At 38.1% G+C, this 26,019-nt stretch carries 30 protein-coding genes and 1 pseudogene; 4 read left to right on the forward strand and 27 right to left on the reverse strand.

Translation table 11 applies throughout. The annotated features are described in order from the left end of the window. Positions 1 to 20: 20 nt before the first annotated feature. The 3 genes and pseudogenes from ACIQAA_RS02810 to ACIQAA_RS02820 all read right to left on the reverse strand — a co-directional run bounded on the left by ACIQAA_RS02810 (position 21) and on the right by ACIQAA_RS02820 (position 3,590). A complete protein-coding gene (locus tag ACIQAA_RS02810; protein WP_402614674.1) occupies positions 21 to 2,354 on the reverse strand; it encodes a DNA internalization-related competence protein ComEC/Rec2 in 2,334 nt (777 codons plus the stop codon). Between the two features lie 76 nt (positions 2,355 to 2,430). Continuing rightward, positions 2,431 to 2,877: pseudogene (locus tag ACIQAA_RS02815) on the reverse strand (ComE operon protein 2); the annotation flags it as partial. 80 nt (positions 2,878 to 2,957) lie between these two features. Beyond that, a complete protein-coding gene (locus tag ACIQAA_RS02820; protein ID WP_402614677.1) occupies positions 2,958 to 3,590 on the reverse strand; it encodes a helix-hairpin-helix domain-containing protein in 633 nt (210 codons plus the stop codon). Positions 3,591 to 3,677: 87 nt separating this feature from the next. On the opposite strand from ACIQAA_RS02820, the gene comER reads away from it, so the two are divergent. Then, entirely contained in the window at positions 3,678 to 4,502 is an 825-nt protein-coding gene (comER, locus tag ACIQAA_RS02825; protein ID WP_402614679.1) for a late competence protein ComER, read from the forward strand. Positions 4,503 to 4,837: 335 nt separating this feature from the next. Here comER and ACIQAA_RS02830 read toward each other — a convergent pair whose 3' ends face one another. Genes ACIQAA_RS02830 through ACIQAA_RS02865 form a run of 8 tightly spaced genes read right to left on the reverse strand, consistent with a single transcriptional unit; the run spans position 4,838 to position 9,873 of the window. Next, on the reverse strand, positions 4,838 to 5,593 hold the full coding sequence (locus ACIQAA_RS02830; RefSeq protein ID WP_402614681.1) for a class I SAM-dependent DNA methyltransferase: 756 nt from the start codon (positions 5,591 to 5,593) through the stop codon (positions 4,838 to 4,840). After that, positions 5,590 to 5,946, reverse strand: coding sequence for a ribosome silencing factor (rsfS, locus tag ACIQAA_RS02835; RefSeq protein WP_063251362.1), 357 nt, complete (start codon positions 5,944 to 5,946; stop codon positions 5,590 to 5,592). The genes ACIQAA_RS02830 and rsfS overlap by 4 nt, the downstream gene beginning before the upstream one ends. A gap of 3 nt (positions 5,947 to 5,949) precedes the next feature. After that, positions 5,950 to 6,516, reverse strand: a complete 567-nt coding sequence (gene yqeK, locus ACIQAA_RS02840; RefSeq protein ID WP_402614685.1) for a bis(5'-nucleosyl)-tetraphosphatase (symmetrical) YqeK — start codon at positions 6,514 to 6,516, stop codon at positions 5,950 to 5,952. Continuing rightward, positions 6,506 to 7,075: a nicotinate-nucleotide adenylyltransferase gene (locus ACIQAA_RS02845; RefSeq protein WP_402614688.1), complete on the reverse strand. Its 570-nt coding sequence runs from the start codon at positions 7,073 to 7,075 to the stop codon at positions 6,506 to 6,508. The genes yqeK and ACIQAA_RS02845 overlap by 11 nt, the downstream gene beginning before the upstream one ends. Before the next feature lie 18 nt (positions 7,076 to 7,093). Then, positions 7,094 to 7,384, reverse strand: a complete 291-nt coding sequence (yhbY, locus tag ACIQAA_RS02850; protein WP_402614691.1) for a ribosome assembly RNA-binding protein YhbY — start codon at positions 7,382 to 7,384, stop codon at positions 7,094 to 7,096. A gap of 1 nt (position 7,385) precedes the next feature. Further along, positions 7,386 to 8,216: a shikimate dehydrogenase gene (gene aroE / locus ACIQAA_RS02855; RefSeq protein ID WP_402614694.1), complete on the reverse strand. Its 831-nt coding sequence runs from the start codon at positions 8,214 to 8,216 to the stop codon at positions 7,386 to 7,388. Positions 8,217 to 8,244: 28 nt separating this feature from the next. After that, entirely contained in the window at positions 8,245 to 9,327 is a 1,083-nt protein-coding gene (gene yqeH, locus ACIQAA_RS02860; protein WP_402615598.1) for a ribosome biogenesis GTPase YqeH, read from the reverse strand. A gap of 30 nt (positions 9,328 to 9,357) precedes the next feature. After that, a complete protein-coding gene (locus tag ACIQAA_RS02865) occupies positions 9,358 to 9,873 on the reverse strand; it encodes a YqeG family HAD IIIA-type phosphatase (RefSeq protein ID WP_402614697.1) in 516 nt (171 codons plus the stop codon). A 423-nt stretch (positions 9,874 to 10,296) separates the two neighbouring features. Between ACIQAA_RS02865 and ACIQAA_RS02870 the strand changes: the two genes are divergently transcribed. Continuing rightward, complete coding sequence (locus tag ACIQAA_RS02870; protein WP_251634632.1) at positions 10,297 to 10,437, forward strand: sporulation histidine kinase inhibitor Sda; 141 nt, start codon at positions 10,297 to 10,299, stop codon at positions 10,435 to 10,437. Positions 10,438 to 10,498: 61 nt separating this feature from the next. Here ACIQAA_RS02870 and ACIQAA_RS02875 read toward each other — a convergent pair whose 3' ends face one another. Then, positions 10,499 to 11,296, reverse strand: coding sequence for a phosphatidylserine decarboxylase (locus tag ACIQAA_RS02875; RefSeq protein ID WP_402614700.1), 798 nt, complete (start codon positions 11,294 to 11,296; stop codon positions 10,499 to 10,501). Positions 11,297 to 11,425: 129 nt separating this feature from the next. Between ACIQAA_RS02875 and pssA the strand changes: the two genes are divergently transcribed. Continuing rightward, positions 11,426 to 11,965 carry a CDP-diacylglycerol--serine O-phosphatidyltransferase gene (gene pssA, locus ACIQAA_RS02880; protein ID WP_402614703.1) on the forward strand — a complete coding sequence of 180 codons (540 nt, stop codon included), beginning with the start codon at positions 11,426 to 11,428 and terminating at the stop codon, positions 11,963 to 11,965. A 78-nt stretch (positions 11,966 to 12,043) separates the two neighbouring features. On the opposite strand, the gene ACIQAA_RS02885 is transcribed toward pssA, so the two are convergent. The 10 genes from ACIQAA_RS02885 to ACIQAA_RS02930 all read right to left on the reverse strand — a co-directional run bounded on the left by ACIQAA_RS02885 (position 12,044) and on the right by ACIQAA_RS02930 (position 20,222). Continuing rightward, positions 12,044 to 13,843, reverse strand: coding sequence for a M3 family oligoendopeptidase (locus tag ACIQAA_RS02885; RefSeq protein ID WP_402614706.1), 1,800 nt, complete (start codon positions 13,841 to 13,843; stop codon positions 12,044 to 12,046). A gap of 391 nt (positions 13,844 to 14,234) precedes the next feature. Continuing rightward, positions 14,235 to 14,951, reverse strand: coding sequence for an RNA polymerase sporulation sigma factor SigK (sigK, locus tag ACIQAA_RS02890; RefSeq protein WP_090758825.1), 717 nt, complete (start codon positions 14,949 to 14,951; stop codon positions 14,235 to 14,237). A gap of 558 nt (positions 14,952 to 15,509) precedes the next feature. Beyond that, positions 15,510 to 15,653 (reverse strand): YrzI family small protein, encoded by a 144-nt coding sequence (locus ACIQAA_RS02895; RefSeq protein WP_402614708.1) that lies wholly within the window; start codon positions 15,651 to 15,653, stop codon positions 15,510 to 15,512. Positions 15,654 to 15,679: 26 nt separating this feature from the next. Next, complete coding sequence (locus ACIQAA_RS02900) at positions 15,680 to 15,820, reverse strand: YrzI family small protein (protein ID WP_402614711.1); 141 nt, start codon at positions 15,818 to 15,820, stop codon at positions 15,680 to 15,682. Between the two features lie 30 nt (positions 15,821 to 15,850). Next, positions 15,851 to 15,991, reverse strand: a complete 141-nt coding sequence (locus ACIQAA_RS02905) for a YrzI family small protein (protein WP_402614714.1) — start codon at positions 15,989 to 15,991, stop codon at positions 15,851 to 15,853. 420 nt (positions 15,992 to 16,411) lie between these two features. Further along, complete coding sequence (locus tag ACIQAA_RS02910) at positions 16,412 to 16,660, reverse strand: YrhC family protein (RefSeq protein WP_402614717.1); 249 nt, start codon at positions 16,658 to 16,660, stop codon at positions 16,412 to 16,414. 128 nt (positions 16,661 to 16,788) lie between these two features. Beyond that, the gene (locus ACIQAA_RS02915) at positions 16,789 to 17,922 is read right to left on the reverse strand and encodes a bifunctional cystathionine gamma-lyase/homocysteine desulfhydrase (protein WP_402614720.1); all 1,134 of its coding nucleotides are present in this window, start codon (positions 17,920 to 17,922) and stop codon (positions 16,789 to 16,791) included. After that, positions 17,923 to 18,846, reverse strand: a complete 924-nt coding sequence (locus tag ACIQAA_RS02920) for a PLP-dependent cysteine synthase family protein (RefSeq protein ID WP_402614723.1) — start codon at positions 18,844 to 18,846, stop codon at positions 17,923 to 17,925. Between the two features lie 26 nt (positions 18,847 to 18,872). Next, positions 18,873 to 19,568, reverse strand: a complete 696-nt coding sequence (gene mtnN, locus ACIQAA_RS02925; RefSeq protein WP_402614726.1) for a 5'-methylthioadenosine/S-adenosylhomocysteine nucleosidase — start codon at positions 19,566 to 19,568, stop codon at positions 18,873 to 18,875. A 15-nt stretch (positions 19,569 to 19,583) separates the two neighbouring features. Then, the gene (locus tag ACIQAA_RS02930; RefSeq protein ID WP_402614729.1) at positions 19,584 to 20,222 is read right to left on the reverse strand and encodes a class I SAM-dependent methyltransferase; all 639 of its coding nucleotides are present in this window, start codon (positions 20,220 to 20,222) and stop codon (positions 19,584 to 19,586) included. Between the two features lie 149 nt (positions 20,223 to 20,371). On the opposite strand from ACIQAA_RS02930, the gene ACIQAA_RS02935 reads away from it, so the two are divergent. Continuing rightward, a complete protein-coding gene (locus ACIQAA_RS02935; protein WP_402615600.1) occupies positions 20,372 to 20,575 on the forward strand; it encodes a DUF2536 family protein in 204 nt (67 codons plus the stop codon). 274 nt (positions 20,576 to 20,849) lie between these two features. Here the strand turns inward: ACIQAA_RS02935 and ACIQAA_RS02940 are convergent, their stop codons facing one another. The 5 genes from ACIQAA_RS02940 to ACIQAA_RS02960 form a co-directional block, all read right to left on the reverse strand. Then, on the reverse strand, positions 20,850 to 21,518 hold the full coding sequence (locus ACIQAA_RS02940; protein WP_402614732.1) for a YrrS family protein: 669 nt from the start codon (positions 21,516 to 21,518) through the stop codon (positions 20,850 to 20,852). Between the two features lie 105 nt (positions 21,519 to 21,623). Next, the gene (locus ACIQAA_RS02945) at positions 21,624 to 23,390 is read right to left on the reverse strand and encodes a peptidoglycan D,D-transpeptidase FtsI family protein (protein ID WP_402614736.1); all 1,767 of its coding nucleotides are present in this window, start codon (positions 23,388 to 23,390) and stop codon (positions 21,624 to 21,626) included. A gap of 66 nt (positions 23,391 to 23,456) precedes the next feature. Continuing rightward, the gene (greA, locus tag ACIQAA_RS02950; protein ID WP_402614739.1) at positions 23,457 to 23,933 is read right to left on the reverse strand and encodes a transcription elongation factor GreA; all 477 of its coding nucleotides are present in this window, start codon (positions 23,931 to 23,933) and stop codon (positions 23,457 to 23,459) included. 161 nt (positions 23,934 to 24,094) lie between these two features. Further along, positions 24,095 to 24,730, reverse strand: a complete 636-nt coding sequence (gene udk / locus ACIQAA_RS02955) for a uridine kinase (RefSeq protein ID WP_402614742.1) — start codon at positions 24,728 to 24,730, stop codon at positions 24,095 to 24,097. Between the two features lies 1 nt (position 24,731). Further along, positions 24,732 to 26,003: a peptidase U32 family protein gene (locus tag ACIQAA_RS02960; RefSeq protein WP_402614745.1), complete on the reverse strand. Its 1,272-nt coding sequence runs from the start codon at positions 26,001 to 26,003 to the stop codon at positions 24,732 to 24,734. Positions 26,004 to 26,019 lie beyond the last annotated feature (16 nt).

Consider the following 26,019-nt stretch of genomic DNA (forward strand, 5'->3'; position numbering starts at 1 on the left):
TCTTTTATTTTTCTGATGAGCTATTGCTTTATACTATGTAAGAAGGAAGAAAAGGTTCCACCCTCAAGGTAAAACCGATAGGTAATTGCTCCATGCAGGTCAGTCCTATATATAGTTGTTTTCGATAGGTGTTCTAACACTTCATTATGAGGATGACCATAACGGTTCCTTTCACCAACAGATATCCAGGAAATGGATGGTGTACTCCTTTTGATAAATATCTCACTGCTTGATGTTTTACTGCCATGGTGACCAGTCTTTAAGACATCAATATTCAAATTAGGGTATTTCTTTATAATCCTTTCTTCCCCCTGTTGATCGAGATCACCGCCAAAAAACCACTTAAGCCCTCCAATGTTTGCGATAATCGCGATGGATCCACTATTCCGCTCACCTTGATAATTTTTTTCAGGACCTAAAACATAAAATAGGCTTTTTTTATTTTTCCATTGGCTTCCTTCAGAAACCTTCACCACCTGAATTCCCTTTTTATTCGCCTCCTGGATAATGGTTAATTCCGATTTTGAAGGTTCAGCAACAGAGGGCAGTATGATCTGTTTTACTTTGATTTCCTTTAATATTGCAGAAGCCCCGCCAATATGATCACTATCACCATGTGTAAGTATCAGTTTATCTAATTTCTTTATTCCCTTGCCCTTCAGGTACGGGACCACGACATCTCTCCCAACTTCAAATGGTTTTGCAGCTTTTTTCCATTCTTCCTCTTCAAATTGAACGGTTCCGCCAGTATCAATTAAATAGGTTCCCTGACCAAATGGGTAGTGGATTAATATACTATCTCCCTGTCCAACATCAATCATGGTAACTTCCCCAAATGGATTTGCCCAATTCCAAACGTTCTGAAATGTAAATAAGACAAAGGTTAAAAGAATAACCTTTTGTTTGCGTTTTCGCTTCAACCCTCCTTCCCATAGCAGAAAAATAATAAGGATGATCAGAATATAAACTATAAAGTTTAGCCAATTTGGTCTTCCAGTTATCAGTTGAGCAAAAGATAAGTCTGCAAGCAGTTCAATTAGACTATTTGCTAAAGTAATGATTTTCATAAATAAATTTATAAGAATTGATGGTGTATCTCCAAAAATAATCTGTATAAAAAACAAAAGATATAAACCAGGAAGAAAAACAAACGAAAAGAGTGGAATATAAAGAAGATTAGCTGCAATGCTAATAAAGGAAATTTCAAAAAAGTGGTACAGTAATATCGGCAGCGCTGCAAGTTGAGCGATGATGGATGTGACAACCATCGCTGAAATCGTTTGTTGATACCGAGGTAAAATACTGGAGTAGGATAAAATAATGGCAAAGCTGACGGAAAATGACAGCTGAAAGCCGGCGTCTAAAACAATCAGCGGAGCAAAAAATACATATATCATTAACGTGAGACTAATGGCATCAATCGGCGACAGTTTTAACTGTTTCTTCCATCGTAAAATAAATAAAACAAGGAAGATCATTAACACCGCCCGTATAACGGAAGGAGAAGCTCCGGTTAAAATCGCATAAATCGGTAATATAACGAGAAGAAAATTCATCATGAACTGTCTAGTAAACCCGATTCTAATTCCTAAATAAAAAACCATTCCGATTAATAAGGAAACGTGAAGTCCAGAAATGGCTAGTAAATGAACAATGCCCGTCCTTTGATAATCCATTAATATCTCTGGATCAAACATACTTCTATCTCCAAAAATTAAAGCTGCTGAAAGGGCAGCCATTTCAGGTGGAAAATTTTTTTCGAGGTAGTGGATACCATTAAAACGTAATTCTTTAATCATGGTTAATGGAGTTGATTCAACGAAAGAACATTTACTTAAAGGGTGATTTTTTAGTTCGACGATCTTATAAACCTGTTTACTGGTTAAATAGTTACGGTAGTTAAAGGCATTTGGATTTTTAGCAATAGACGGAGCTTTTAATTGTCCTGTTACTTGACAGAGCCGGCCATAAAAGTTGGTGTTTTTTAGTTGTTTTTTCTCTTCCTCTGATTTGATTTGATAGCGTATTAAAAGCTTTTCTTTATACTTTGTATCTAGTGCTGTAACCTGAAGCAAATCACCATCAACTTTTGTGTTCTCTGTATATTGCAGATGAAAGGCAGTTAGACTGTCTGACAGTTTAGATTTATTATTTGCTTCGGTATGTTCACTGGTCAGAAAAAAAATAGTGAACAGACAGATGACGAATAATAGCTGGGAGCTGCTATACCTCTTATATTTGTAAAGGAGAAAAAAGTAAATGATGGTTAATAGAAGGAATAAAAGAAAAGAGAATAGTGAGGTTAATACACCTAATAATGAAGCAATCGCAAAATAAAAATATTTACCATTCATAATGTTCTCCATTTTTCAGGGAAGGATTTAACGCCGGGGAGACCGGCGCTATTCTTTATGCCTATTGATTTAGTTGGCGTAAATCAATAACTGATTCTTTTAATTCCACCTTTTCAGTCTTTACGTTTGCCTGCTGAAATAACTCCACTGCGTGAGGGTGGTTCTTATAATCCTCTGCATAATAGACTGTTTTAATCCCAGCTTGGATAATGGCTTTGCAGCACTGCAGGCATGGATAATGTGTTACATATATTTCTGAGTCAGCCGTGGGCACACCAAATTTCGCACATTGCAGGAGAGCATTCATTTCTGCATGAATCGTCCTTACGCAATGATTATCTATGACATAACAGCCTTTATCGATACAATGGTCTCCGCCAGCAATTGAACCGTTATAACCACCCGCAATAATTCGTTTATCTCTGACAATCGTCGCTCCCACTGTAAGTCTTGTACAGGTACTTCTTAATGCCAGCAAATGGCTTTGTGCCATAAAATATTGATCCCAAGAAATGCGCTCCACTTTCTCCAACTCCTCCAAATTTCGATTTATTTCTGCCTTAAGTTTAATATTGGAGACTTTAAAAGGTCAATAAGTTTTCCTTATTGAACCGTAATTAAATCTTTTAGTTTATCAAATGTTTTGTCACCGATTCCACTTATATTTTTCAAATCTTCAACACTTTTAAATGGACCATTTGTTTCCCTGTATTCCATAATCGCAGCGGCCTTTGAAGGACCAATCCCAGGCAGGTTTTGCAATTCATTTTCATCTGCTTTATTCAGATTAATTTTCCCTTGTTTAGTACCTCCAGTCTCAGAAGGATTGCTTGTCAGCCCCTGCGGGATACTCCCTTCCTCGCCCTTTGCAGGAATATATATCACCATCGCATCCTGAACATGCTCAGCAAAATTCACCTTACTTTCATCGGCGTTTTCCGTTACCCCCCCAGCACGCTGAACCACATCAATTACTCTTTCATCCTGACTGGATGAATATACACCGGGCATTTTCACCTGCCCCTTTACATCTACAATGAAGCTTTCAGGTTCCTGTTTTTGGTTTTGTGGCGGCTCGGCGGCCTCCTCTTCTTTATTTACCTCTGCTGGGACAATATCCTCCATATAAATTTCTGAAGATGATTTTCTTTCCTCCACAAAATAATAAATGATCCCAAATGCAATGATGACAGCGATAATAAGATAAATTTTATGCTCATACATCCAATCCTTCATAATGAATCCATCCTTTCATTTGGTATATTTCACTATCAATTTTCATATTGTTATTAGAGAATCTGCATGCGAAGGAGGGTCGGAATAATGAAAATAGGTGTCATTGGTACCGGGAATATGGGGACAGTTTTGATCGAGGCTTTGATCGATGGAAAAGCAGTTTCCCCTTCTTCAATGGTTATAACAAATAGAACAAAAACAAAAGCGATGCTGCTTAAAGATAAATATAAGGCTATAAGGGTTGGGGAAAATGCAGCTGCAGTCGCATCTCAATCCGATTTGGTGTTCATCTGTGTTAAACCCTTGGATGTTTATAAAATTCTTGATGAGATTAATCCCCATTTGAATAATAGGAAATGCATTATATCGATCACTAGCCCTATCGATACAAACCAGCTTGCTGCTAAAACAATTAGTTCAGTAATTAGGGTTATTCCGAGCATTACAAATCGTGCATTAGCGGGAGTTTCTCTTATAACGTTTGGTAATCAGTGCAGTGATATTTGGAAAACAAAAGTGCAGAGTCTATTTTCGAAGATTTCGGTACCAGTAACGATTGATGAGAAAATAACAAGAGTGGCATCTGATATTGTTAGCTGTGGTCCAGCATTTTTCAGTTACCTGCTGCAACGGTTTATACTCGCAGCAGTAAAAGAAACTGAAATTGATCAAGAAACGGCGACAGTGATGGCGAGTGAAATGATTGTAGGTCTTGGGGAGTTAATCAAACAAGGGCATTATACGCTACCTTCCTTACAAGAAAAAGTTTGTGTTAAGGGTGGTATCACAGGTGAGGGCATTAAAGTAATGGAGGAGGAGCTTGGAGAGGTCTTTGAACATGTTTTCCAAGCAACACATTCAAAATTTAATGAAGACCTAGAAAAGGTTAATTTGCAGTTCTATAAGCATTAATTCGCTAAGAAATAACAAAATCCTTTATTTTTTTCAAAAAAGCCATCTTTTTTTACAAAGATGGCTATATTGTCGAGAAAGTTTTTTCTAGGCATTTTTGGTCTATAAAATTTTTATCAGCTCTGCTAACGGGCCTGTTGATTTCCACTCCAGGTGCTTCGCGGACCTTAGGGCGTGCCGGTGAGCCTCCTCGGCGCTATAGCGCCCTGCGGGGTCTCACCAACCCCGTACTCCCGCAGGAGTCTTCGCACCTTCCGCTCCAATCAACAGGGTGCCAAATACACCTAAATAATTGCACACACTCTTTTTCCGTTTGTCGCAACCCTGCCATCTTTTTATAAAGATGGCTTTTTTGCTGCAATAAAAAATATTCTTTCTGATTGTTCCTGCGGTTCTAGATTCTCGAAATCGGCAGTGATTTCCAGTAGTTCAAAACCTGCTTGTTTTAACCACTCAGAATACTGTTGAACAGGGTATGTTCTTTGATAATGAAGTTCATCAAAGCGATCATACTTGCCAGTTTGTTCATCTAAAACAAAAAAACTTAATTCATGCTCTACACTATTGGGTGAATCACCAGCAAAACTGTTCCAAATATAGGATAAGTGTTCCTCGGCTAACGTAAAGCTTTGGTTGATAAAAACGTGAGAAATTTTATAAAGAGAATGGACATCAAAAAAGAATAGGCCGCCATCCTTTAGGTGATTGTAAGCACTTGTAAACGTATGTATGACATCATTATCAGACTGCAAGTAATTTAATGAATCACAAAAAATACCGATAATATCAAATTCATCGTGTCCTTCTAGACTTGCCATATCTTGTTCAAAAAAAGGAATTTGCAAACCTTCCTCCTGTGCTTTTGCCTGTGCAACCGCGAGCATATCAGCAGATAAGTCTACACCTGTAACCGAAAAGCCCTCCTTTGCGAAACGAACGGAGAGCTCTCCCGTACCACAGGCAAGATCAAGCAGACTTTTACCACCTGCTTGATATTGATCCAATTTTTCTTTTACAAATCTCACCCATTCATCATATGGAGCATCTTGCATGAGCTCATCATATAAATAGGCAAACTGCTCATAACTCATGTTGTCAGCTCACTGCGAATATCCTCTAATGGTGCATCGCCCCATAAGCGTTCTAATTTATAGTAACTTCTTTCATCACGATGGAATACATGGGCAACCACATCTCCAAGGTCAATTAAGATCCACGTAGCTTCATCAAAGCCTTCCATTCTCCGCACATTATATCCGTTTTCTTCTGCTTTTTCTTTAATTTCTCTTGCAATCGCCTGAACTTGTTTGTCCGAGTTTCCGTGACAAATAATAAAATAATCGGCGATTAGCGAGATTCCCTGCATATTCAGTGCTAAAATGTCTTCAGCTCTTTTATCATCTGCAGCTTTTACAGCAATTTTTAATAACTCTTGATTAGACATTAATCAATCCTCCTGTCTCATTACGAGATCATTATATGTTTGAAAGCTATCCGGATAAACCGGTTGATTCTTTTTCATTAAGAATAGTATGGTATTTTTGACCGCTTGTATTAATGCGGTATCCAAATTTTCTTTGGCTAAAGCTCTAACTTCATCTACTCCGGGAAAATGTCGGCCTGGTTCAATATAATCTGCTAAATATATTACTTTTTCTAACAGAGTCATTCCTGGCCTTCCGGATGTATGATAACGGATTGCGTCCAATACTTCCTTATCCTTTATTCCTGCCTCTATTTCCACTAAATAAGCTCCAGCGGGTGCATGCCATAACTCCGCATGAAAGTGAAGTAAATCTTGAGGAAAATTTTGATTCAGGATAATTTGCCTCATTTCATCCTTAGCACGAAATTTAGCATAGTCATGAAAGATTGCAGCTATTTCTGCTTTTTTTTCATCAGCACCATATTGCCTTGCTAACGTAATGGCAGTTTCCATGACACCTAAAGTATGCTGATATCTATGGTCAGTCAACTGTTCTTTTACAATTTTTAATGCTTGTTCACGTTCCATATAAATGATTCTCCCTAATAAAATCGATGACGGGGTCGGGTAATAAATAACGAACTGTCATCCCTTGCTGTACTCTCTCTCTTATCATGCTTGATGAAACATCGAATGCAGGCACATCTACGTAAATGATAGGATAATCCGTTTTAATACTATACTCCGGTCTTTCAACACCAACAAATTTTACGAGCTTAATCAATTCATCTACTTTATGCCATTTAGGCAGGTATTCAATCATATCTGCACCAATGATAAAGAAAAATTGATGGTTTGGATATCGTTCATTCAATATCTTCATGGTATCGACAGTGAACGATGGACCTGATCTCTCCAACTCATTTTTTTCGATTCTAAATGATGGATTCCCTTTGATAGAAAGCTCAAGCATTTGCAGCCGGTCTATATTCTCAACGGATTCCGATTTCTTTTTATGAGGGGGCTCTTGGTTTGGCATAAACCAAATTTCATCAAGATTAAGTTTGGAGAGTACCTCATTAGCAATTAACAAATGTCCGTAATGAGGCGGGTCAAATGTCCCTCCCAATATCCCAACCTTCGTCATGATGAACCCTCTCCTTTACTATGGAAGTGAAATTTGTTTCTTTTCTGCCGATTCTTTGTAAAGTACGATCGTATTTCCTATAATTTGAACAATTTCAGCACCTGTTCCTTTAGCAAGTTGCTCTGCAACCACATCTTTATCTTCTTCACAATTTTGCAGCACACTTATTTTAAAAAGTTCTCTTGCCTCTAACGCATCGGCCACTTGCTTGATCATATTTTCATTTACTCCGCCTTTCCCTACTTGAAAAATCGGATCTAAATGATGGGCTTTCGACCTCAAAAATCTTTTCTGTTTACCTGTTAACATTTCACGCCTCCAACTGTCTTAATACATTCTCTCTCATTCTTTTTACATCAGGAAAAATTCCAGTCCATTTCTCAAATGCCAAAGCACCTTGATAAACGAACATTTCAACACCATTTTGAACGGCTGCACCCTTCTGCCTTGCTTCCTTCATGAATTGGGTTTCCAGCGGGTTGTAAACTATATCACATACTAAGGCTTCGGTATTTAAATTCCTTAGGCTAATCGGTGTTTCTAAAATTTTTGGGTACATGCCTATCATGGTTGTTTGAATAACTACGTCATATTCATTCAGATGAACCTCGGCCTCATCTAAAGATAAGGCTTTAGAGTTCGATTCAAACGGGCATGCCTCTATTAACTCTTTCGCTTTTATGACAGTTCGATTGGTAATATCAATTGCAAGAGGATTCATTTTCGCCATCGTAAAATAAATGGCCCTTGCAGCCCCTCCTGCCCCTATAACTAAGACTTTCTTGTCAGAAAAGGATGAGATATAAGGTTCTAAACCTTTTATAAATCCATATCCATCCGTATTATAGCCAATTAATTTCCCATTATCATTTACCACAGTATTAACCGCACCAATACTCAATGCTAAATCATCAACCCCATCTAGAAAAGGTATAATGGCGCTTTTATGCGGGATGGTTACATTAAAGCCTGTTATTCCAATTGCCTTCAACCCTCTAATAGCTGTTTCTAATTCCACTGGACTTACTTTAAAGGGATGATAATGGGCGTCGATTTCATAATAGGATAAAACATCATTAAGCATTATTGGTGACATTGAGTGACCAATTGGATCTCCCAAAACCGCAAAAAGTTTCTTCACCTGATTCCCCTCATTTCCCCGTTAAAAATTAAATTAAGGATTTTCGTGTCAAGGTTTGGACACCCTTTGGCACATATGCTGCCACTTTTACTCCCGGCTCGTTAATAGTGACCCAGCCAAGTCCAGAAAACACAACATCTGTTTTTGCATCCTTAATCGTAAATTCTTGTCTTACTAGCTCAGGAAATGAATCCAATTCATCCTTTCGAGGTGGAGCCAGCATTTCCCCAACATGGTTTCGATATAATTCATCGGCATTTTCTGTTTTGGTGCGATGAATATTAATTTCATTTGAAACATGACAGACAAATGAATTCCTGTCGCCACTTATAAAATCAAACCGAGCTAATCCCCCGAAAAACAAGGTCTGTCCTTCATTTAATTGAAACACCTTAGGTTTAATCTCTTTTTTAGGAGTAATAATTTTTAAATCCTTCTTATCAACATAGTGGGCCATCTGATGATGATTGATAATTCCAGGTGAATCAATCAGTGCTTTGCCATCCTCAAGCGGGATTTTAATGATGTCTAAAGTGGTACCAGGAAAGTGTGATGTAGTGATAATATCTCCTTCACCCGTAACCTCTTTAATGATTCTATTTATAAATGTAGATTTCCCTACATTTGTACATCCTACCACATAGACATCTTTTCCATTTCGCATTTCATCTATGGCGGCTGCCGTTTCTTTGATGAACTTGCCTTTCTCTGCACTGACTAAATAAACCTCCTCAGGTCTTAGCCCCAGCTCTTTTGATTCTTGTTTCATCCAATTAATCAATTTGTTATGTTTCACTGATTTAGGCAATAGGTCCACCTTATTACCGACTAGGACGATTTTGTTATTGCCAACAAATCGGTGTAATCCTGGAAGCCAGCTGCCATTAAAGTCAAAAATATCAACAATCATCACAATTAATGCATCCGTTTGACCAATGCCATTCAAAATTTTCAAGAAATCATCGTCGGTTAGACTGACATCCTGGACCTCATTGTAATGTTTAAGACGAAAACAGCGCTGACAAATAATACTATCCTTTTCGAGTGCTGATGATGGTGCAAATCCTAATTCCGCGGGGTTTTCGGTTTGGACTTTAACACCGCAGCCCATACATAAATATTGCTCTTGTTCACTCACACTTTAATCCTCCCATTGAATCATGCCTTTTTTCCTGAACCAATTCATAATTCTACGCTCCGCAAAGCGGTTAAATTTAGTAATAAATCCATCTGTTTGTGCTACAGGAACCACTAGAATCGTATGAAATCCGCTTCGGTTACCACCTAAGACATCCGTTAATAACTGATCACCGATGACAACTGTTTCCTCTTTCTTGATTCCCATTTGTGAAAGAGCCCTATTAAACGCACGCACCATTGGCTTACGTGCTTGAAATATAAATGGAATTTGTAATGGATCCGCGAATTCCTTCACCCGGATTTCATTATTATTAGAAACAATTGTAACGAGTATATGATGTTTTTTTATTTGTTCAAACCATTTAATGAGCTCAGGTGTGGCATTCGGCCGATCCCATTCCACAAGGGTATTATCCAAATCCGTAATAATGCCCTTAATCCCTCTTTGTTTCAGGTCTTCGGGTTTAATATCTAAAATGCTTTTTACATGCTCATCAGGTAAAAAATTCTTTAACACTAAGTTTACACCTCATTAATTCATCTGTTTATCTGTACCATCATAACCAATTTTACCCGTAGTATCAAAATAAAACTATTATAGATGTTTCGTTATATTATTTGTCAAAGTTCGACATTATTACAAAGATACGCTTCCTTTTTGCTGTAAATACGAATAATAAAAAATATTTTTCGACAAAATCACAGAATTCCCACACCTGTGGATAAAGTTATTAACATTATACCCATTGTTTCAGCCACTTTTTTATACTTTATAAACAAATTAATCACAAGTTATCCACTATAAATTGTGAATAATTGGAAAGGTTGTCCTATCGAATATTATTTGGTAGATTTAGGGTACACCAATTGAACCTACCATTTTATGCTTCATTTATACATTTTAGTACCATTTATTTTTATTATGGAGGTGTATTCTGGCTTGCGTAAACTGTCAGATGAATTATTAATCGAATCCTACTATAAAGCAAGAGAATTAAATCTGAGCCCTGAGTTTATACATCTAATTGAAACAGAAATTCATCGTCGATCCCTATTTAACAAATTGAAAATTTCTTCTTAACATGATTACCTATACGCCCCTAGAGGGCCTTTTCTTTTGTCTAAAAAATGAACGGCACTCATCAAGCACCGCCATTTGCCTTTCCCATAATTCCAATTACTTCACCAACCCGAATGTCCTTTGGTGTATGAATGGAAGAATCCAGGTGAAAAACTCCTTTTTCAAACAACAATACGACAGTGGAACCGAAACTAAAGTATGCCATTTCCTCACCTTTTTGAAGATTCATTCCTTTATGAGTTTTTTCAATGGAGTTTACAAACATGGCTCCTACTTTTACGATTGCAATATGCCCGCTTACAGCATTGACTTCTGTAATCATTCGATAGTTTTTCGCTAACGTTCGGACCCCATATTTTAAACCCATTTTATTGACAGGATAGGATTTTGAGCCAAGCGTCCACTGTTTTACGATTGTACCTTCTACAGGACTATGAATCCGATGGTAATGACTTGGGCTTAAATAGAGCACCATATATGTACCATTTAAATACTTGGTTACTGCCTGATGGTTTCCTAACATTTCTTGGATGGAATATGACTTACCCTTGACCAGCATCTCACTTGTTTCTTTAATAGACCCAATATCCTCAATTACTGCATCAACTGGACTTACTACCGAATTTTCATTTTTATCTACCCGTCTAGCTTCTCTTTTTAGAGTTCTGATAAATAAATCGTGCAGTGTGTCATATTCATGCAGGGCTTTTTCCATTTCATCCTGATTTAGTTTATAAATTTTTGCGAATGAAGGAACAACAAATCGGCTTATCCGCGAGCGTGAAAATCGCCGTAATATGACTGATGTCCATTTCCCATTCGTTAGCTCTATCAGTAAACGATATACATGCTTTAACATTACTTGACCCCCAAAAAGTGTAAAAATACTCTTTACGAAACTGCTTAAAAAGCTTAATATTAAATAAATAGAGTTAGGAAAATAAATAAAGTTCTCTTCCTGCTTGTTGAAAAGGAGTGGTGGAGCTAAATGTTTTTATTAGACGTTTTTGATTCTACAATTAAGAAACTAAAGTCTCAAACAGCGAATGTTATTACATTAACAAATTTATCTTTTGGTGGTTTTGCGATCATTTTTGCGATGGAAGGAAATTTACGACTAAGTTTGCTTCTTATCTTTATCGCTGCTTTAGCTGACAGGTTTGATGGTATGGCGGCAAGAAAATTTAATATCGAGTCAGAGTTAGGCAAGCAATTAGATTCCATGAGTGATATTATATCATTTGGAGTCGCGCCAGCACTATTACTATATCAAGGAATTTTAAATGAATTTGGCGGACCCGGATCGTTCTTCACCGTCTTCTATATCGGCTGTGGTGCTTTTAGATTGGCTCGCTTCAATATTACTGAAAGCAACGGGTATTTTACCGGTTTACCGATTACCGCTGCAGGTTGCTTAGCAACATTAAGCTTTTTAGCTATCCCTTATGTTCCAGCTCAAACCTTTTTATTCATTATCATCATTCTATCGTTCCTTATGGTTAGCCCATTTAAACTTAGGAAAATGTAAAATAGAAAAGCTCCAGCGCCTTGTTCAGGCGCTGGAGCTAGACAAGCAAAGCCCAGCAGAAACTGCTGGGCTCAATTTTTATTTATTTGCTGTTAATTGAAGGAATTCCTCTATATCATCAATACAGATTTTGACTGCCTTTTCCCAAAATTCTTTTTGGACTAAATCAACTTGTAAATGCTTAGCCGCCAAATCCTCAACCGTCATCGAAGCTGTATCTCTTAATAAAGATATATACTTTTCTTCGTATCCTGTACCTTCCTCAAGCGCCTGCGCATAGATTCCTAGTGAGAACAAATAGCCAAATGTATATGGGAAGTTATAAAACGGTACGCCTGTGATAAAGAAATGCAGCTTGGATGCCCAGAATAATGGGTGATATTCGTCTAAAGCTTCACAATAAGCTTCCTTTTGGGCATCTTCCATTAATTTGTTTAACGTTTCAACAGACACTGGACCACGCTTTCTTTCTTCATAAAAACGAGTCTCAAATAAAAAGCGGGCATGGATGTTCATTAGGAGTGCAACCGTTCTTTGAATTTTATCATCTAGCAAAGCGAGCTTTTCTTCCTCGTCCTTGGCATTTTTTACAGCTGCATCCGCAACAATCATTTCTGCAAAGGTAGATGCCGTTTCAGCTACATTCATGGCATACCCGCGGTTAAGATAATGTACACCCTTCATCGCATAGGAATGGAAACCATGACCTAGCTCATGAGCAAGTGTAGAAACATTGGAAGGAGTACCTGAATAAGTCATGAAAATCCGTGATTCCTCACTTTCAGGGAACCCCGTACAGAAACCGCCAGGTGCTTTCCCTGGACGATCCTCTGCTTCAATCCAATGATTTTCAAATGCCTTTTTAGCAAAAGCAGCCATTTTTTCACCGAAAAGAGCGAAGTTTTGCTCGATAAATTCCGCACCCTCTTGGTAAGAAACCTTGGACTCGGTTTTTCCATATGGAGCATCTAAATCAAACCAGCTTAACTTTTCGAGACCTAAAAGGATAGCTTTACGGTTTAAATATTCCACAAGCGGCTGTTTATTTTCAGAAATTACCGCCCACATGGTCTCTAATGTTTCTTTTTTCATTCGGTTAATACTCAATGGTTCTTTTAATACGTCTTCCCAGCCTCGTTTTTGATAAACATTTAACCGGAACCCTGATAAATGATTTAATGTTTTTGATAAATAATCTGCTTGTTCATTCCAAGACTTTTCCCAGCTTTTAAACACTTCTTTGCGTACTTCCCTATTTGAACTGGAAAATCTATTGGCTGCCTGCCCAACTGAGAGTTGTTTTACCTCACCATTTTCCTCAACTGGAACCTTTACTTTACTAACAATGAGATCATACAATTGCCCCCAGCTATGATAACCATCAACACCCAGTGCACTGATTAATGCCTCTTCCTCAATTGAAAGCTTTTCTTTTGCCCGCTCGCGTCTTTCTGTCAGCGAAAACGTCAACTCAGTTAGGTAGTCATCCTCTAGCACATGTTCCCATGCCTCATCATTGATGGATGATAAAAGATTATCAAATGCACTAAGAGCAGATTGAAAAGTGGCACTAAGCCCTGTTACAGTTGCTTCAAGAGCATACGCCTTTTTATCTTCAGTATTTTGAGCTTGCAGGCAGCCTACAAATGCCGCGGCCTGGCGAAGCTTTTTACCTGCTGTTTCAAAATCTGATAACAGCTCCTTTAAATAAACTTTATCTTCTGCTGTATTGAGTGGTGTCCAGTTATGTACTTTTGTTTTAAAGTGTTCAATCAATTCGTTTGTTACCTTTAAGTGGTCTGCCAGCTCAGCTGAATCGCTTCCACCTTTAAAAAATACTTCCAGATTCCAAACATCTGAATATGTAGCAGCGGTCATTATGTTCCCCCCTTATTTATGTACCACTATATTATAAATATATATTCTGAAAAACTCTATTATTTGCGATAACATAAAAAATAGCTTGCGCAAGGCTCGCACAAGCTTTTAAATCCTCTTAACAGTAAGTTGAGTAGTACCACCAGCCACCGAAGATGAGCACCAATATCAGTAAAACGATAAAGAGTGCGTACCATCCTCCTCCACCAGTTGTATAGGATACAGGATAAACTGGATAAGGGGCTGGACAGCAGCAAGAATTGTGATAACCATATGACACATGAATACCCCCTTTTCCTTTTATAATAGGTTATGTCCCGGTTTTGTGACATGTATAGGCACCAGCCGTTTAAACACGAAAAAAGAGCCGGAAAAATCTCCAGCTCTCATTTTAGTTCTTTTTCTTACGCTCTTTTTCAGCACGATAAAATTCATGAAACATCTTCATTAATGCTCTTTTTTCAATCCTCGAAACATAGCTTCTAGATATGCCCAATTCTTTCGCAATTTCTCGCTGTGTCTTTTCCTTTTGAAGGTCAAGACCGAATCGGCCAACGATTACTTCCTTCTCTCTGTCATCAAGGACATCGATATATTTACGAATTTTTTCGAGTTCCATGTTTAACTGGATGGTATCGATCACATCTTCTGATTCGGATTTTAACACATCAATAAGTGAAATTTCATTACCTTCTTTATCCTGTCCAATCGGGTCATGCAAGGAGACATCCTTTTTTGTCTTCTTTAGCGCTCGCAGATGCATGAGGATCTCGTTTTCAATACAACGTGCTGCATAGGTAGCAAGCTTTGTTCCTTTACCTTCTGAATAGCTCTCAATTGCTTTAATTAATCCAATCGTTCCGATGGAAATTAAATCCTCTGAATCTTCCCCTGTATTTTCAAACTTTTTGACAATATGAGCTACTAGCCGTAAATTATGTTCAATCAACATATTACGAGCATGCGCGTCCCCTTCCGCCATTAACCGTAAATATTTCCTCTCATCTGCAGCAGATAGGGGCTGCGGAAAAGCATTGTTTTTTACATAAGAGACAAGAAATAAAAATTCCTTAATGAGATAACCAAGTGCTGTGAAAATGCCTGCCATGCACATACACCCCCGTGCTTTTTTGGGCTTTGCCTATAACTAATTCCTATGTTAGAAACAGTCCGATTGTGTCTGTCCAAGACATTTTATTTGTAAATAAAGCCTTTTATCATACACATAAAAAAAGCATTGACCTCTTTAAAAGATCAATGCCTGCTCGTTATTCTACACTTAGTTCTGCTGATATTACACAGCTAATCGCCCCAGTTATGACCAAAGCCATTACGACCATGAACATATTCCCCACCCCTTTAGATAGACCCTTTTATCTACTTCGAATTTATCATATTTTCACAGTATCTAACTTAAGGGGATGTGAACATTCTGTTAACAAAACATTTAGTGCTATGTCATATATCAATAATTATGATGTCATTTTTGAATTTTCTTTTTTGTTTTTAAGAAAAGGAATAATAAAAAGTTGTGTACAGGCATTTTCAGCGGCCTCCTTAAATAGGCTGACTAGGTGGTATCTTTCATACTCCATAAGCTTGCTCCACGGTTTTGTATTAAATATATCATTGTAAAAACCACCTTTCTTTTTATTATTATTACGTCTTAGTACATAATGCGATGAACGGATATTTGACGGTCTTTCGTTGTTTCATATATTTTCTTGATTTGTTCTTGGTGTGCTGCTTCTTCGATACTCATCTCATGTTTTTTGATGGTAATCGATAAGAATAAAATATTTAAGGTCATGACTATCACCTCCCATAAAGGGTATATTACATTAAATGATACGCTGTTACTTGGCGGTCTTTGTGCTGTTCATACAGTTTTTCAACTGTTTCATTTCGAATTGCTTCTTCGAGACTTTCTTTATGTTTCTTAACTGTAATGGAAAAAAACAAAATATTAAGAGTCATTTAAATACACTTCCTTTTTTGAGGGTTAATTTATAGTAAATGATAAACTGACAGTTGACGTTCTTTGTTTTGCTCATAAAGTTTTTCAATCATTTCATTTCGTGCTGCTTCTTGTAGACTTTCTTTCCGTTTTTTGAACGTAACTGAGATAAAAAATATATTGAGGGTCATCACTATCACCTCTCTTCCTTTTATAACCAAATTTGTTAATAATATCCATTAAATAAGCGCAAAAAAGCCGCAAGAAATTACTCCCTTGCGGCCTATTTTTAGGCACAAAAATACCGCAGGGCGTCATCCTCCCAGCGGCATGGATATGTTAGGTAACTAAAAAAATTAGTTAAGCAATCCATTCCTGTCGGTCGAATGCAAATTATTTACATATGCAGTTGTCATCCAAATTACATTGCCAGTGGCAGCAGCCTTTAACTTCATCATCATTTTCTTCGACCTCCTTCGGAATTTTTTACTAACTACGGTAATTATATCCATCAACATATCCTTTGTAAACCACTTTTTTGAATTTTTTTTAAAAATAGTTAATTGCCCGGTTTAGAGTCAAAAAAAAAATAAACGTCCATTAAGGAACGTTTATCTCTGGTTACCATCTTCCATATCCATTAGTTTTATCTGACACTGTTTCGATTGAATAAAAAGTAAAATCGAAACCGCTAAAAAGGACATCGAAGCGATCATCATTATATTTACATCCATCTCACTCTTTGAGCCGGAAGGAATAATTACACCTAAAAAGAAAAATACACCGACAGCGAGTAATACGACAGCAAATTGTCTAAAATCAACCATTTTTTCATAAATCTTCTTTGTTTGTTTATCCACTGTTGGTCACCTGCTTTTCTTAAAATCTACTAAGCTACTTTAACATAAAAATGTGCCTATTTGTTGATGTAAATTTTAGAAAAACAGAACAAAAAATAATCCGGCATATTTTATGCCGGAGAGATTTATTATTCTAACGCTTGTTTTAAATCGTCAATTAAGTCTTCAACATCTTCAAGACCTACTGAAATTCTCACTAATCCATCGCTAATCCCTAATTCTGCACGGCGTTCTGCAGGAATGGAAGCATGTGTCATTCTTGCTGGTACAGAAATCAGACTTTCAACAGCACCTAGACTTTCCGCCAAAGTAAAATAATGAATTTTACTCAAAAGTTTATCTGCATTTTCTGCACTTCCTACATCAAATGAAACCATTCCTCCGAAACCTCTCACCTGTTTTTTGGCAATGGCATAATTTGGATGTGTTTCCAACCCAGGATAAAATACTTTCTTGACTTTAGAGTGTCCTTGTAGAAAATCTACTATAGCAGCCGTATTCTTCTCCGTTTCCTCCATGCGAATACCTAATGTCTTAATCCCCCGAATTAGAAGCCATGAATCTTGTGGTCCCAGTACGCCTCCAGTTGAGTTCTGAACAAAATGAAGGTCTTCTGCAAGCTTCTTACTATTTACTACGGCTAGACCTGCTACGACATCACTGTGCCCGCCTAAATACTTTGTAGCACTATGAAGAACAATATCAGCACCAAGCTCAATTGGATTTTGCCAATAAGGTGTTGAGAACGTATTATCAACAATTGTTAATAGACCATGTTCTTTTGCAAGTTTCGCCACTTGTTCAATATCCGTAATTTTTAATAGTGGATTTGTTGGTGTCTCCAAATGAATCGCCTTGGTATTTGGTTTTATTGCACTTACAATTGCGTCTAGATTACTTGTATCAACGAAAGTGGAATCAATTCCTAAACGGTTTAATACCTTTGTCATTACCCGAAACGAGCCGCCATACACATCATCTGTTAGAATCACATGATCTCCACTGTTAAAGAGCATCATAACGGCAGTCATGGCAGCCATTCCTGACCCAAAAGCAAAACCTGCTTGACCACCCTCAAGATCCTTAATCAGCTCTTCAAGAGCAAATCGAGTAGGATTACCTGTTCTTGAATACTCGTAACCTTTATGTCCTCCGACTCCCTCTTGTTTATAGGTGCTTACTTGGTATATGGGGAAAGAGACTGCACCGGTTGCTGGGTCGGTACTAATACCGCCATGAATTAGTTTTGTTTTTCTTTTCACCTAAATCCCCCCTTCAAAAATCCTCTTACTTAAATAGCGTTCACTTCCATCCGGAAAAACAACGACAATATTCGTCCCAGCTTTGGCACCTTCTGCTTCCAGCATGGCAGCCTTAAAGGCAGCTCCGGATGAACTGCCAACTAATAGACCTTCTTTTACTGCCAGTTCTTTCACCAACCGAAATGCGTCCTCGTCAGAAATTGTATGAATAGCATCAAAATAGTCCGGATCCATATAGCCAGGAAGAAATTCCATACCAATTCCCTCGGTTTTATGGGGACCTGATACTCCGCCATTTAATATTGAGCCTTCTGGTTCTACAATAACTGCCTTTATCGCTTTATTTTGGTCTTTTAAATAACGTGCCGTGCCCATAAAGGTTCCGCCTGTTCCTGCTCCTGCAACAAATGTACCTATTTTCCCATCCATTTGTTCCCACAGCTCAGGTCCTAATGTTTTATAATACGTTTCAGGATTTGCTGGATTGCCGAATTGCTGCGGACAATAAGACCCAGGGATTTCTTTAAGCAGTTCCTCTGCTTTCGCGATTGCTCCCTTCATCCCTTTTTCAGTTGGCGTATGAACAATTTTTGCTCCTAGGGCTTTCATTAATTCTTGTTTTTCAATACTGAACTTCTCGGGTACACATAAAATAACCTGTACCCCTTTATTTATTGCGGCCAGCGCTAATCCGATCCCTGTATTCCCGGCTGTCGGTTCAATAACCGTTCCTCCTTCTTGAAGCTTTCCACTTTCAAAAGCCTCCCTCAAAAGCTCTACTCCGAGACGATCCTTCACACTGCCGCCAGGATTCATGAATTCCAGCTTAGCAAAAATGCGCACCCCTTTTGGGAGTGCAAACTGAGTAATTTCCACCACAGGTGTATCACCAATCAATTCATGTACATTTTTGTAAACTTTCACTACAACGCCACCACTTTCTCAGCTGACTATCTTAAAGATGCCACAATTTTCATGACCAACGTAGCTGAATGGGTCGCCGCTTGGTCAATAAATTGATCAAAAGAAATTTCAGATTCCTTTCCAGCAATATCAGATAATGAACGAATAATCACGAAAGGAACTCCAAAACGATGTGCTACTTGTGCAATTGCAGCAGCTTCCATTTCAACTGCTTGTAATTCATCAAACTTTGATTGTACAAACTTAACACGTTCTGGGTCTTCCATGAATGAATCACCAGTAACAATTAACCCTTTAACAATTTGGAATTTATCCAGTTCTTTTGCTGCGTTTTCAGCAGCTTTAACTAATTTCTCATCTGCCAAAAAAGCTGCCGGAAGCTGTGGTACCTGCCCATATTCATATCCAAAGGCTGTGACATCCACATCATGATGACGAACCTCTGTTGAGATTACTGCATCACCCACATTTAAATCAGGATTGAAGCCCCCAGCAGAACCGGTATTGATGATGCAATCAGGCTTATATTTTTCAAGCAAAATGGTTGTCGACATTGCGGCATTTACTTTTCCAATTCCAGAGCGCAGCAAAATCACTTCTGCACCATTCATTTGTCCAAATGTAAACTCGCATCCCGCTATTGTTTCTTGTGTTTGCCCCTTAATATTATCTCTTAATAATTTTACTTCTTCTTCCATAGCTCCAATGATGGCAATTTTCATGTTTAAACCTCTCTCTTATTGTTTTTCTCCTTCCATTAACCAGACAAAATCATTACAGCGCTTAAAACTAACAGTAAAACCGCTTTTTTCTAAAATTCTTGTTAAAATTGGAATCGTTGTATAGTATTCTGTTTCCAAATCTTTTGCCAGGTTATGAAGGCCTTCTTCCCTTGCTTTTACGATTGCATTCTTATAATCTTCCACTGATTCAAACATCGTATCCGCAAACACTATTCTACCACCTTTTGAAAGCAGCTTACCATATTGGGCTATTGCTTCATCCTTTTCCTCATCGGTTAGATGATGGAAAGCATATGTGGAGACAATTGTATCAATATCTCTTATTTCAGGAAAATGAAGAAAATCACCATCGAGTATTTTTGCTTTTGTGCCGAGCTTTGCATTTGCTATTCCCCTCATTGGTATAGAAGGCTCAATACCAGTAACCTTTAAACCCGAATCAAGCAATTTTTTTGTCAAGTTCCCCGTCCCAACACCAAATTCGACCACAAACCCAGTTGAACGTTTAGTCACACCTTCTAATATTTGCTCATACCCTGCAAAAACCTCTTTATATTCTAGATTATGTCCTCCAACACTTTTATCATATGAATCTGCCCATTGTTCAAAAACATCTAAAAATTCCAGTCCCAAGTAATCAACCCCAAAAATTCTAATAATTCCTATTTGTATACTATGAATTAAACACAAAATTGCTATCATATTTTCCAATCTCATTGAAATATTCATTGCTTACAAGGTTAGGAATTACTAAAATATACAGAGAAGGGATGATACGCATGTTGAATTTTAAACTTGATTTTATTGAGGATAAAGTAGAATTTTTTGACGCAACAGATCTTAAAGTTTTGGAAAAGAAAATCGAGGCAAAAATTGAGGAAAACAAAGCAATTCTATTGGGCGTACATTCAGTCTCACATCAGATGTATGCTAACGAAAAGGGTCAGACATATTTTACAGCAGTCGTTCACTTTAAACGCAAATAGAAAAGCGGAAGCGCCTTGACCAGGGGCGACAGGCATAAGACGAGCCGGCGTGAAGGTTGTTTTTTAACCTTCATGACGGATTGTCGGAAATGTGGAGGCGACTGCCCTGGGACGAAGGCATAAGACGAACCCTGCAAGAAGGCGCTCTTTGCCTTCTTCAGGGGACGGCTTATGACTCGAGTCCCAAGGAGCCGAAACTAGACAAACTTATGACCCCGAGCTCCTAGGCGCTGGAGCTAGACAAAAAATAGGATGGGAGGCCCCATCCTATTTTTTATTGTTCAATAGCAGAAAGCTCTTCTACCTTAACTGGCTTCCATCCTTCGCCATCAACCCATTGAAGGTAGACATTGTATTTCTGCGTCTTATCTTTAGACGCAACAGTACTAAACGTCCCATTACCTGATGTTTTATCGCGGCCTAACCAATAGACAGTCATATTGCTTTCTTCTAAACCAGTGGCATAAGAAATCGCCTTTAGCATCTCCTGCCAATCCACTGACGAGCTATCATACACAGGTGCATGTTCACCCGTTTGTACTGTACCTACAGGCTTCCATGCAGGATTCTCGATGGTTCTAAGTACGTTAGAAGAACCATCTCCCTCAGTGATAACAGCCTGTGAATCATCCTCTTGTTCAGGTGCAGAGGCTTCTTCACTTTCTTCATCAGCACTTTCCTCTGACTTACTATCTTTCTCGGTTTCTTCTACTGGTGTTTTATCTTCAGTATTTTTATCCTCTTTTTCTGAGGCTTCGTTTGCTGCTGTTTTGGTTTGTTCCTCTTTAGGAGCCGCTTTATCGTCACCTGATAAGAAAATAGTGTAGGCTACAAAGAAAATGAGAGCTAGCACAATAACAATTAGACTATTCAAAATCAGGTTTGTTTTTTTTCTTTTAGCCCGATAAGTAGAACGTGAGCCGGATTCGAAATCGTTACTCATTAAAAAATCCCTCCAAATAGAAAAGCGGAAGCGCCGCTAAACAATTAATATGGCTGTGAACATTCTAACATGAATTGAAAATAACTTGAAGGATTTTCCCTAAAGTTAATCTTTTTGTCCTTCTTTGTCATGTTCATGTAACATTTTAACCATATCGGCAAAGAGTAAATTGACGCCTCCCTCTGTATCAAGGACATCCAAATTTACGGCAACAAGCGCATATTTAGGGTTTTGATAAGGGAAATAACCTGCGAACCATTTATTATGCAGTTGTTTATCAGCTTGGTATTTTCCCGTCTCCGCTGTACCAGATTTTCCAGCGACTTCATATGGGAGGTCTTTAAACCACTTCCCAGTCCCGTTCGGATTAACAACGACCTCTCTTAACAATTTCTGGAGCTTCATTACTGTGTAGGGTGATATAATGTCACCAGATAACTCTTGTTTGTCAAAGTTAACCATGGTCGTACCATTTTTATATTCAATTTTTGAAGCAGTTCGGACCATTTCTTTTCTACCGCCTCTTGCAATCGTGGCCATCATATTGGCCACTGCTAAAGGGGTGGCACGAACCTCATGCTGACCTATTCCTGACAAGGCAGCAAAGTTAGCGTCTTTTTTAGCCTCTTCCGTTAAAAATACTCTTCCTTTATCCTCATCAACCAGTTGTTTAAAATTATTGGTATGATAAACTTCACCCTTCCAGCCAACAGTACCTGTTAACGACAATTTAGAAGCATAGTCTTCCAACAGCTCTTTATCTTTCTTTTGAAGTTCTCTCGCCAGTTCACCGAAAGTTCTGTTACAGCTTCTCGCAAAACTATCTGTGAAAGAGAGCATACCATAATTATATTTTACTTCAGGCTCCCCATTAATTTTTATACTGCAATTAAATAACCTAGTCGGGTCATCCAGGCTTTGATCAATGGCCGCGGCTGCAACCACTGTTTTAAAAATAGAGCCCATTATTTCCTGCTTCAACATTCGATTTGTAATCCCCGATCCATTATAAGGGTCGTTTGGATTAATGACTGGCCGGGAAACAGACGCTAGGACACTATTGCTTTCGATATCTAGCAGCACTAAACCGCCCTTGTTAATTCCATGCTTGTCCACTAGCTCCTCAGACTTTTGTTGTATACTTTTATCGATGGTTGTTCTAACATTTACGGGATAAAAAGGATTCGCCGGATCAACATATTTTACATTAATCCCAAATAACGGCGCTCCATCCCCATCTACATGATAAACAAGTTTCGATTTTCCTTCAGGAAGCAAAAATTCATCAAAACTTTCTTCAAGACCTGAAACACCAATCAAGGTTTTCTCAGAGAGCTCCTTATTTGGGTAACGCTTTTTTAATTCTTTTACATTTTCTCCTGTTAAACCAATTAATTGCTCTGCAGGAATGTCACTACGTTCAAATTTCTTTTCAATCGCAAATACACCTGGAATCTCTAGTTTGTTGATTCTTTCCATTTGAGAAGAAGTTAATTCCAATGGCTGTGGTTCACCATAAGCAAACGGTTTTTTCGCGTCTTCTAAAGCCTTATTTAAGCTTTCTTCTGGTATTCCAGATATGGTTGATACAGCTTCAACATCCCAAGTCATATTTTTCAAAAAAGGAAAAAGAACTAGAACGGGTACTTTTTTATGGGTAAGTAAATCTCCATTTCGATCAAGAAAATTACCTCGACCATTATCGATCACTAATTCTTGTGTTCGTTGTTGGACGCTTTCTTCTAATAAATTCACATTGTGCTTTGAAAAGGTTTCTGTTTGGACTAGCTGGATTTGGATTAACCGAGCTATAAGAACCAGCAGCCCTGCAATGCACAAGATGAGTAAACCTTTAATCCGTTTACGTATCATAAAAAAACACCTCGTCAAAAGTTTTGACGAGGTGTCCCCATTTCAAACATATTCGTAAAAATTTGATTACTTGATAGAAGTAATTCTGACGCTCATTTCACCGCCTGGTGTTTGGACAGATACTTGATCGCCTACTTTTTTACCAATTAAGCTTCTTGCAATTGGAGAATCGTTAGAAATTTTCCCTTCAAACGGATCAGCCTCCGCACTACCAACGATTGTATAAGTTTCCTCGTCACCATCAGGAAGTTCTACAAATGTAACAGATCTTCCTAAAGTAACAGAATCACTAGCCATGTCGGCTTCTTCGATAATTTTAGCGTTGCGGATCATATTTTCTAACGTTGTAATACGACCTTCCACAAATGCTTGTTCTTCCTTCGCGGAATCATACTCAGAGTTCTCAGATAAATCCCCGAAACTTCTAGCAATTTTAATCCTTTCAACAACTTCCTTACGTTTAACAGATTTTAAATGTTCAAGCTCCTGAATCAGTTTGTCTTTACCTGCCTGTGTCATTGGAAATACTTTTTCTATTGCCAAAACTTCTCACTCCTTCTAGTCTTCACAATCCCCCATAGATTGTGCTTATTAATGATATGTAGGTATCACACAAATACATAGGAGCGCGTCCTCTTAAAAGGGCGCGCAACTTGTATTCATCCAATATGGATTCATTTTTAACTAATCTTTACGCTATTGTTTCATAAAAATGACTTTTGTTCAAGAATTGTTTGAATTTTTGTGACCATTAAATCAATCGCCACATGATTTTGCCCGCCTTCAGGGATAATTACATCTGCATATCTCTTAGTCGGCTCAATAAATTGGTTGTGCATCGGACGGACAACATTCGTATATTGTTCGATAACAGAGTCCAAGGTACGTCCACGCTCTTTAATATCACGTGACATCCTTCTGATAATACGAATATCTGCGTCTGTATCAACAAAAAGTTTGATGTCCATCAAATTTCGCAACCGCTCATCTTCAAGAACTAGTATACCTTCTAAAATAATAACATCTTTAGGTTCAACTGCAATAACTTCTTTTGACCGAGTATGAATTGAATAATCATACACTGGTTTTTCAATCGGCTCGTATCGTAACAGTTTTTCAATATGTTCGATGAGCAAATCATTGTCAAATGCCAGTGGGTGATCATAATTCGTCTTTAAGCGTTCCTCAAATGGCAAATCACTTTGGTCTTTATAATAATAATCTTGTTGAATCATCGTAATAGAGTGACCCTTAAAGCTTTCATATATAGCCTTGGTAACACTGGTTTTTCCAGAGCCGGAACCTCCGGCAACTCCAATAACAACCGGTTTGCGCATCAACCTAGTTCTCCTTTCGCATCATGTTGTTAGGGTAAACCGGTTTGTCCAATTTGAATTGTACAATCTGAAGTGGATGTCTAGCAGCATCCAGTTCGTTACCTTTTTCATCCCAGATTTTATCAATCACATGTGTAAAGTTTTGAATTTCCGGACCGAAGAACTCGACTTCCTGACCCGGTTTAAAGTGGTTTCGTTGCTGAAGGGTAACCATTTGGGTTTCTTCGTTGTAATCCAACACAAGACCAACAAATTCAAACTTTGTCTTGTTGCTATGATTACCAAACATTTGCTCTTTATACCCCGGAACTCCTTCAAAAAATGCCGGTGCCGTTTCACGGTTCGCACATTTGTCCAGCTCTTCTAACCACTCACGTTTAATAACGAAGTGATCAGGGTCTGCACAATAAGCGTCAATTACTTTTCGATATACACTTACAACGGTTGCGATATAGTGAATTGACTTCATACGGCCTTCAATTTTCAAGCTATCAATTCCAAGCTCGATCATTTGAGGAATGGCTTGGATAAGATTAAGATCTTTTGGACTCATTGCAAATGGGGCGTCATTTTCAACATAAAGAGGCACTTCTGTTGTACTGCCCTCTAGCTGATATAAATCATAATCCCAGCGGCACGACTGACAGCATCCGCCTCGGTTAGAATCTCTTGCAGTCATGTGATTACTTAATGTACAACGTCCAGAATAAGCGATACACATGGCACCATGAATAAAGATCTCAATTTCTACATCGACCTTTTCTTTCATTTCTCTAATTTCTTCTGCACTTGCCTCACGTGCTAAAACGACACGTTCCGCACCACTTTCTTTCCAAAACTGAGCTGTTTTCCAGTTTGTTATGGATTGCTGCGTACTAATGTGTATCTCGATTTCAGGAGCCAGCCTTCGGCAAGTTTCAATAATTAAAGGATCGGCAACGATAATTCCAGCAATACCGGTTTCTTTTAACCCAAGGATATAGTCTTCTAATCCATCAATATTTTCGTTGTGAGCAAAGATATTGGTTGTCACGTAGATTCTTGCCCCATATTTTTTGGCGAATTCGACGCCCTCTTTCATTTCTTCAAACGTAAAGTTATCAGCGTTTGAACGTAAACCATATTCCTGTCCGCCAATAAATACGGCATCTGCCCCATATTGAACCGCAATTTTTAATTTTTCAAGATTTCCTGCCGGCGCAAGGAGTTCTGGCTTTTTCACAATCACGCGTTTTCCGTCAATGATTTCAGAAATTTTATTTGTAACTGTATTCACGATTGAACTCCTCCTT

The organism is Neobacillus sp. NPDC093182 (assembly GCF_044754045.1).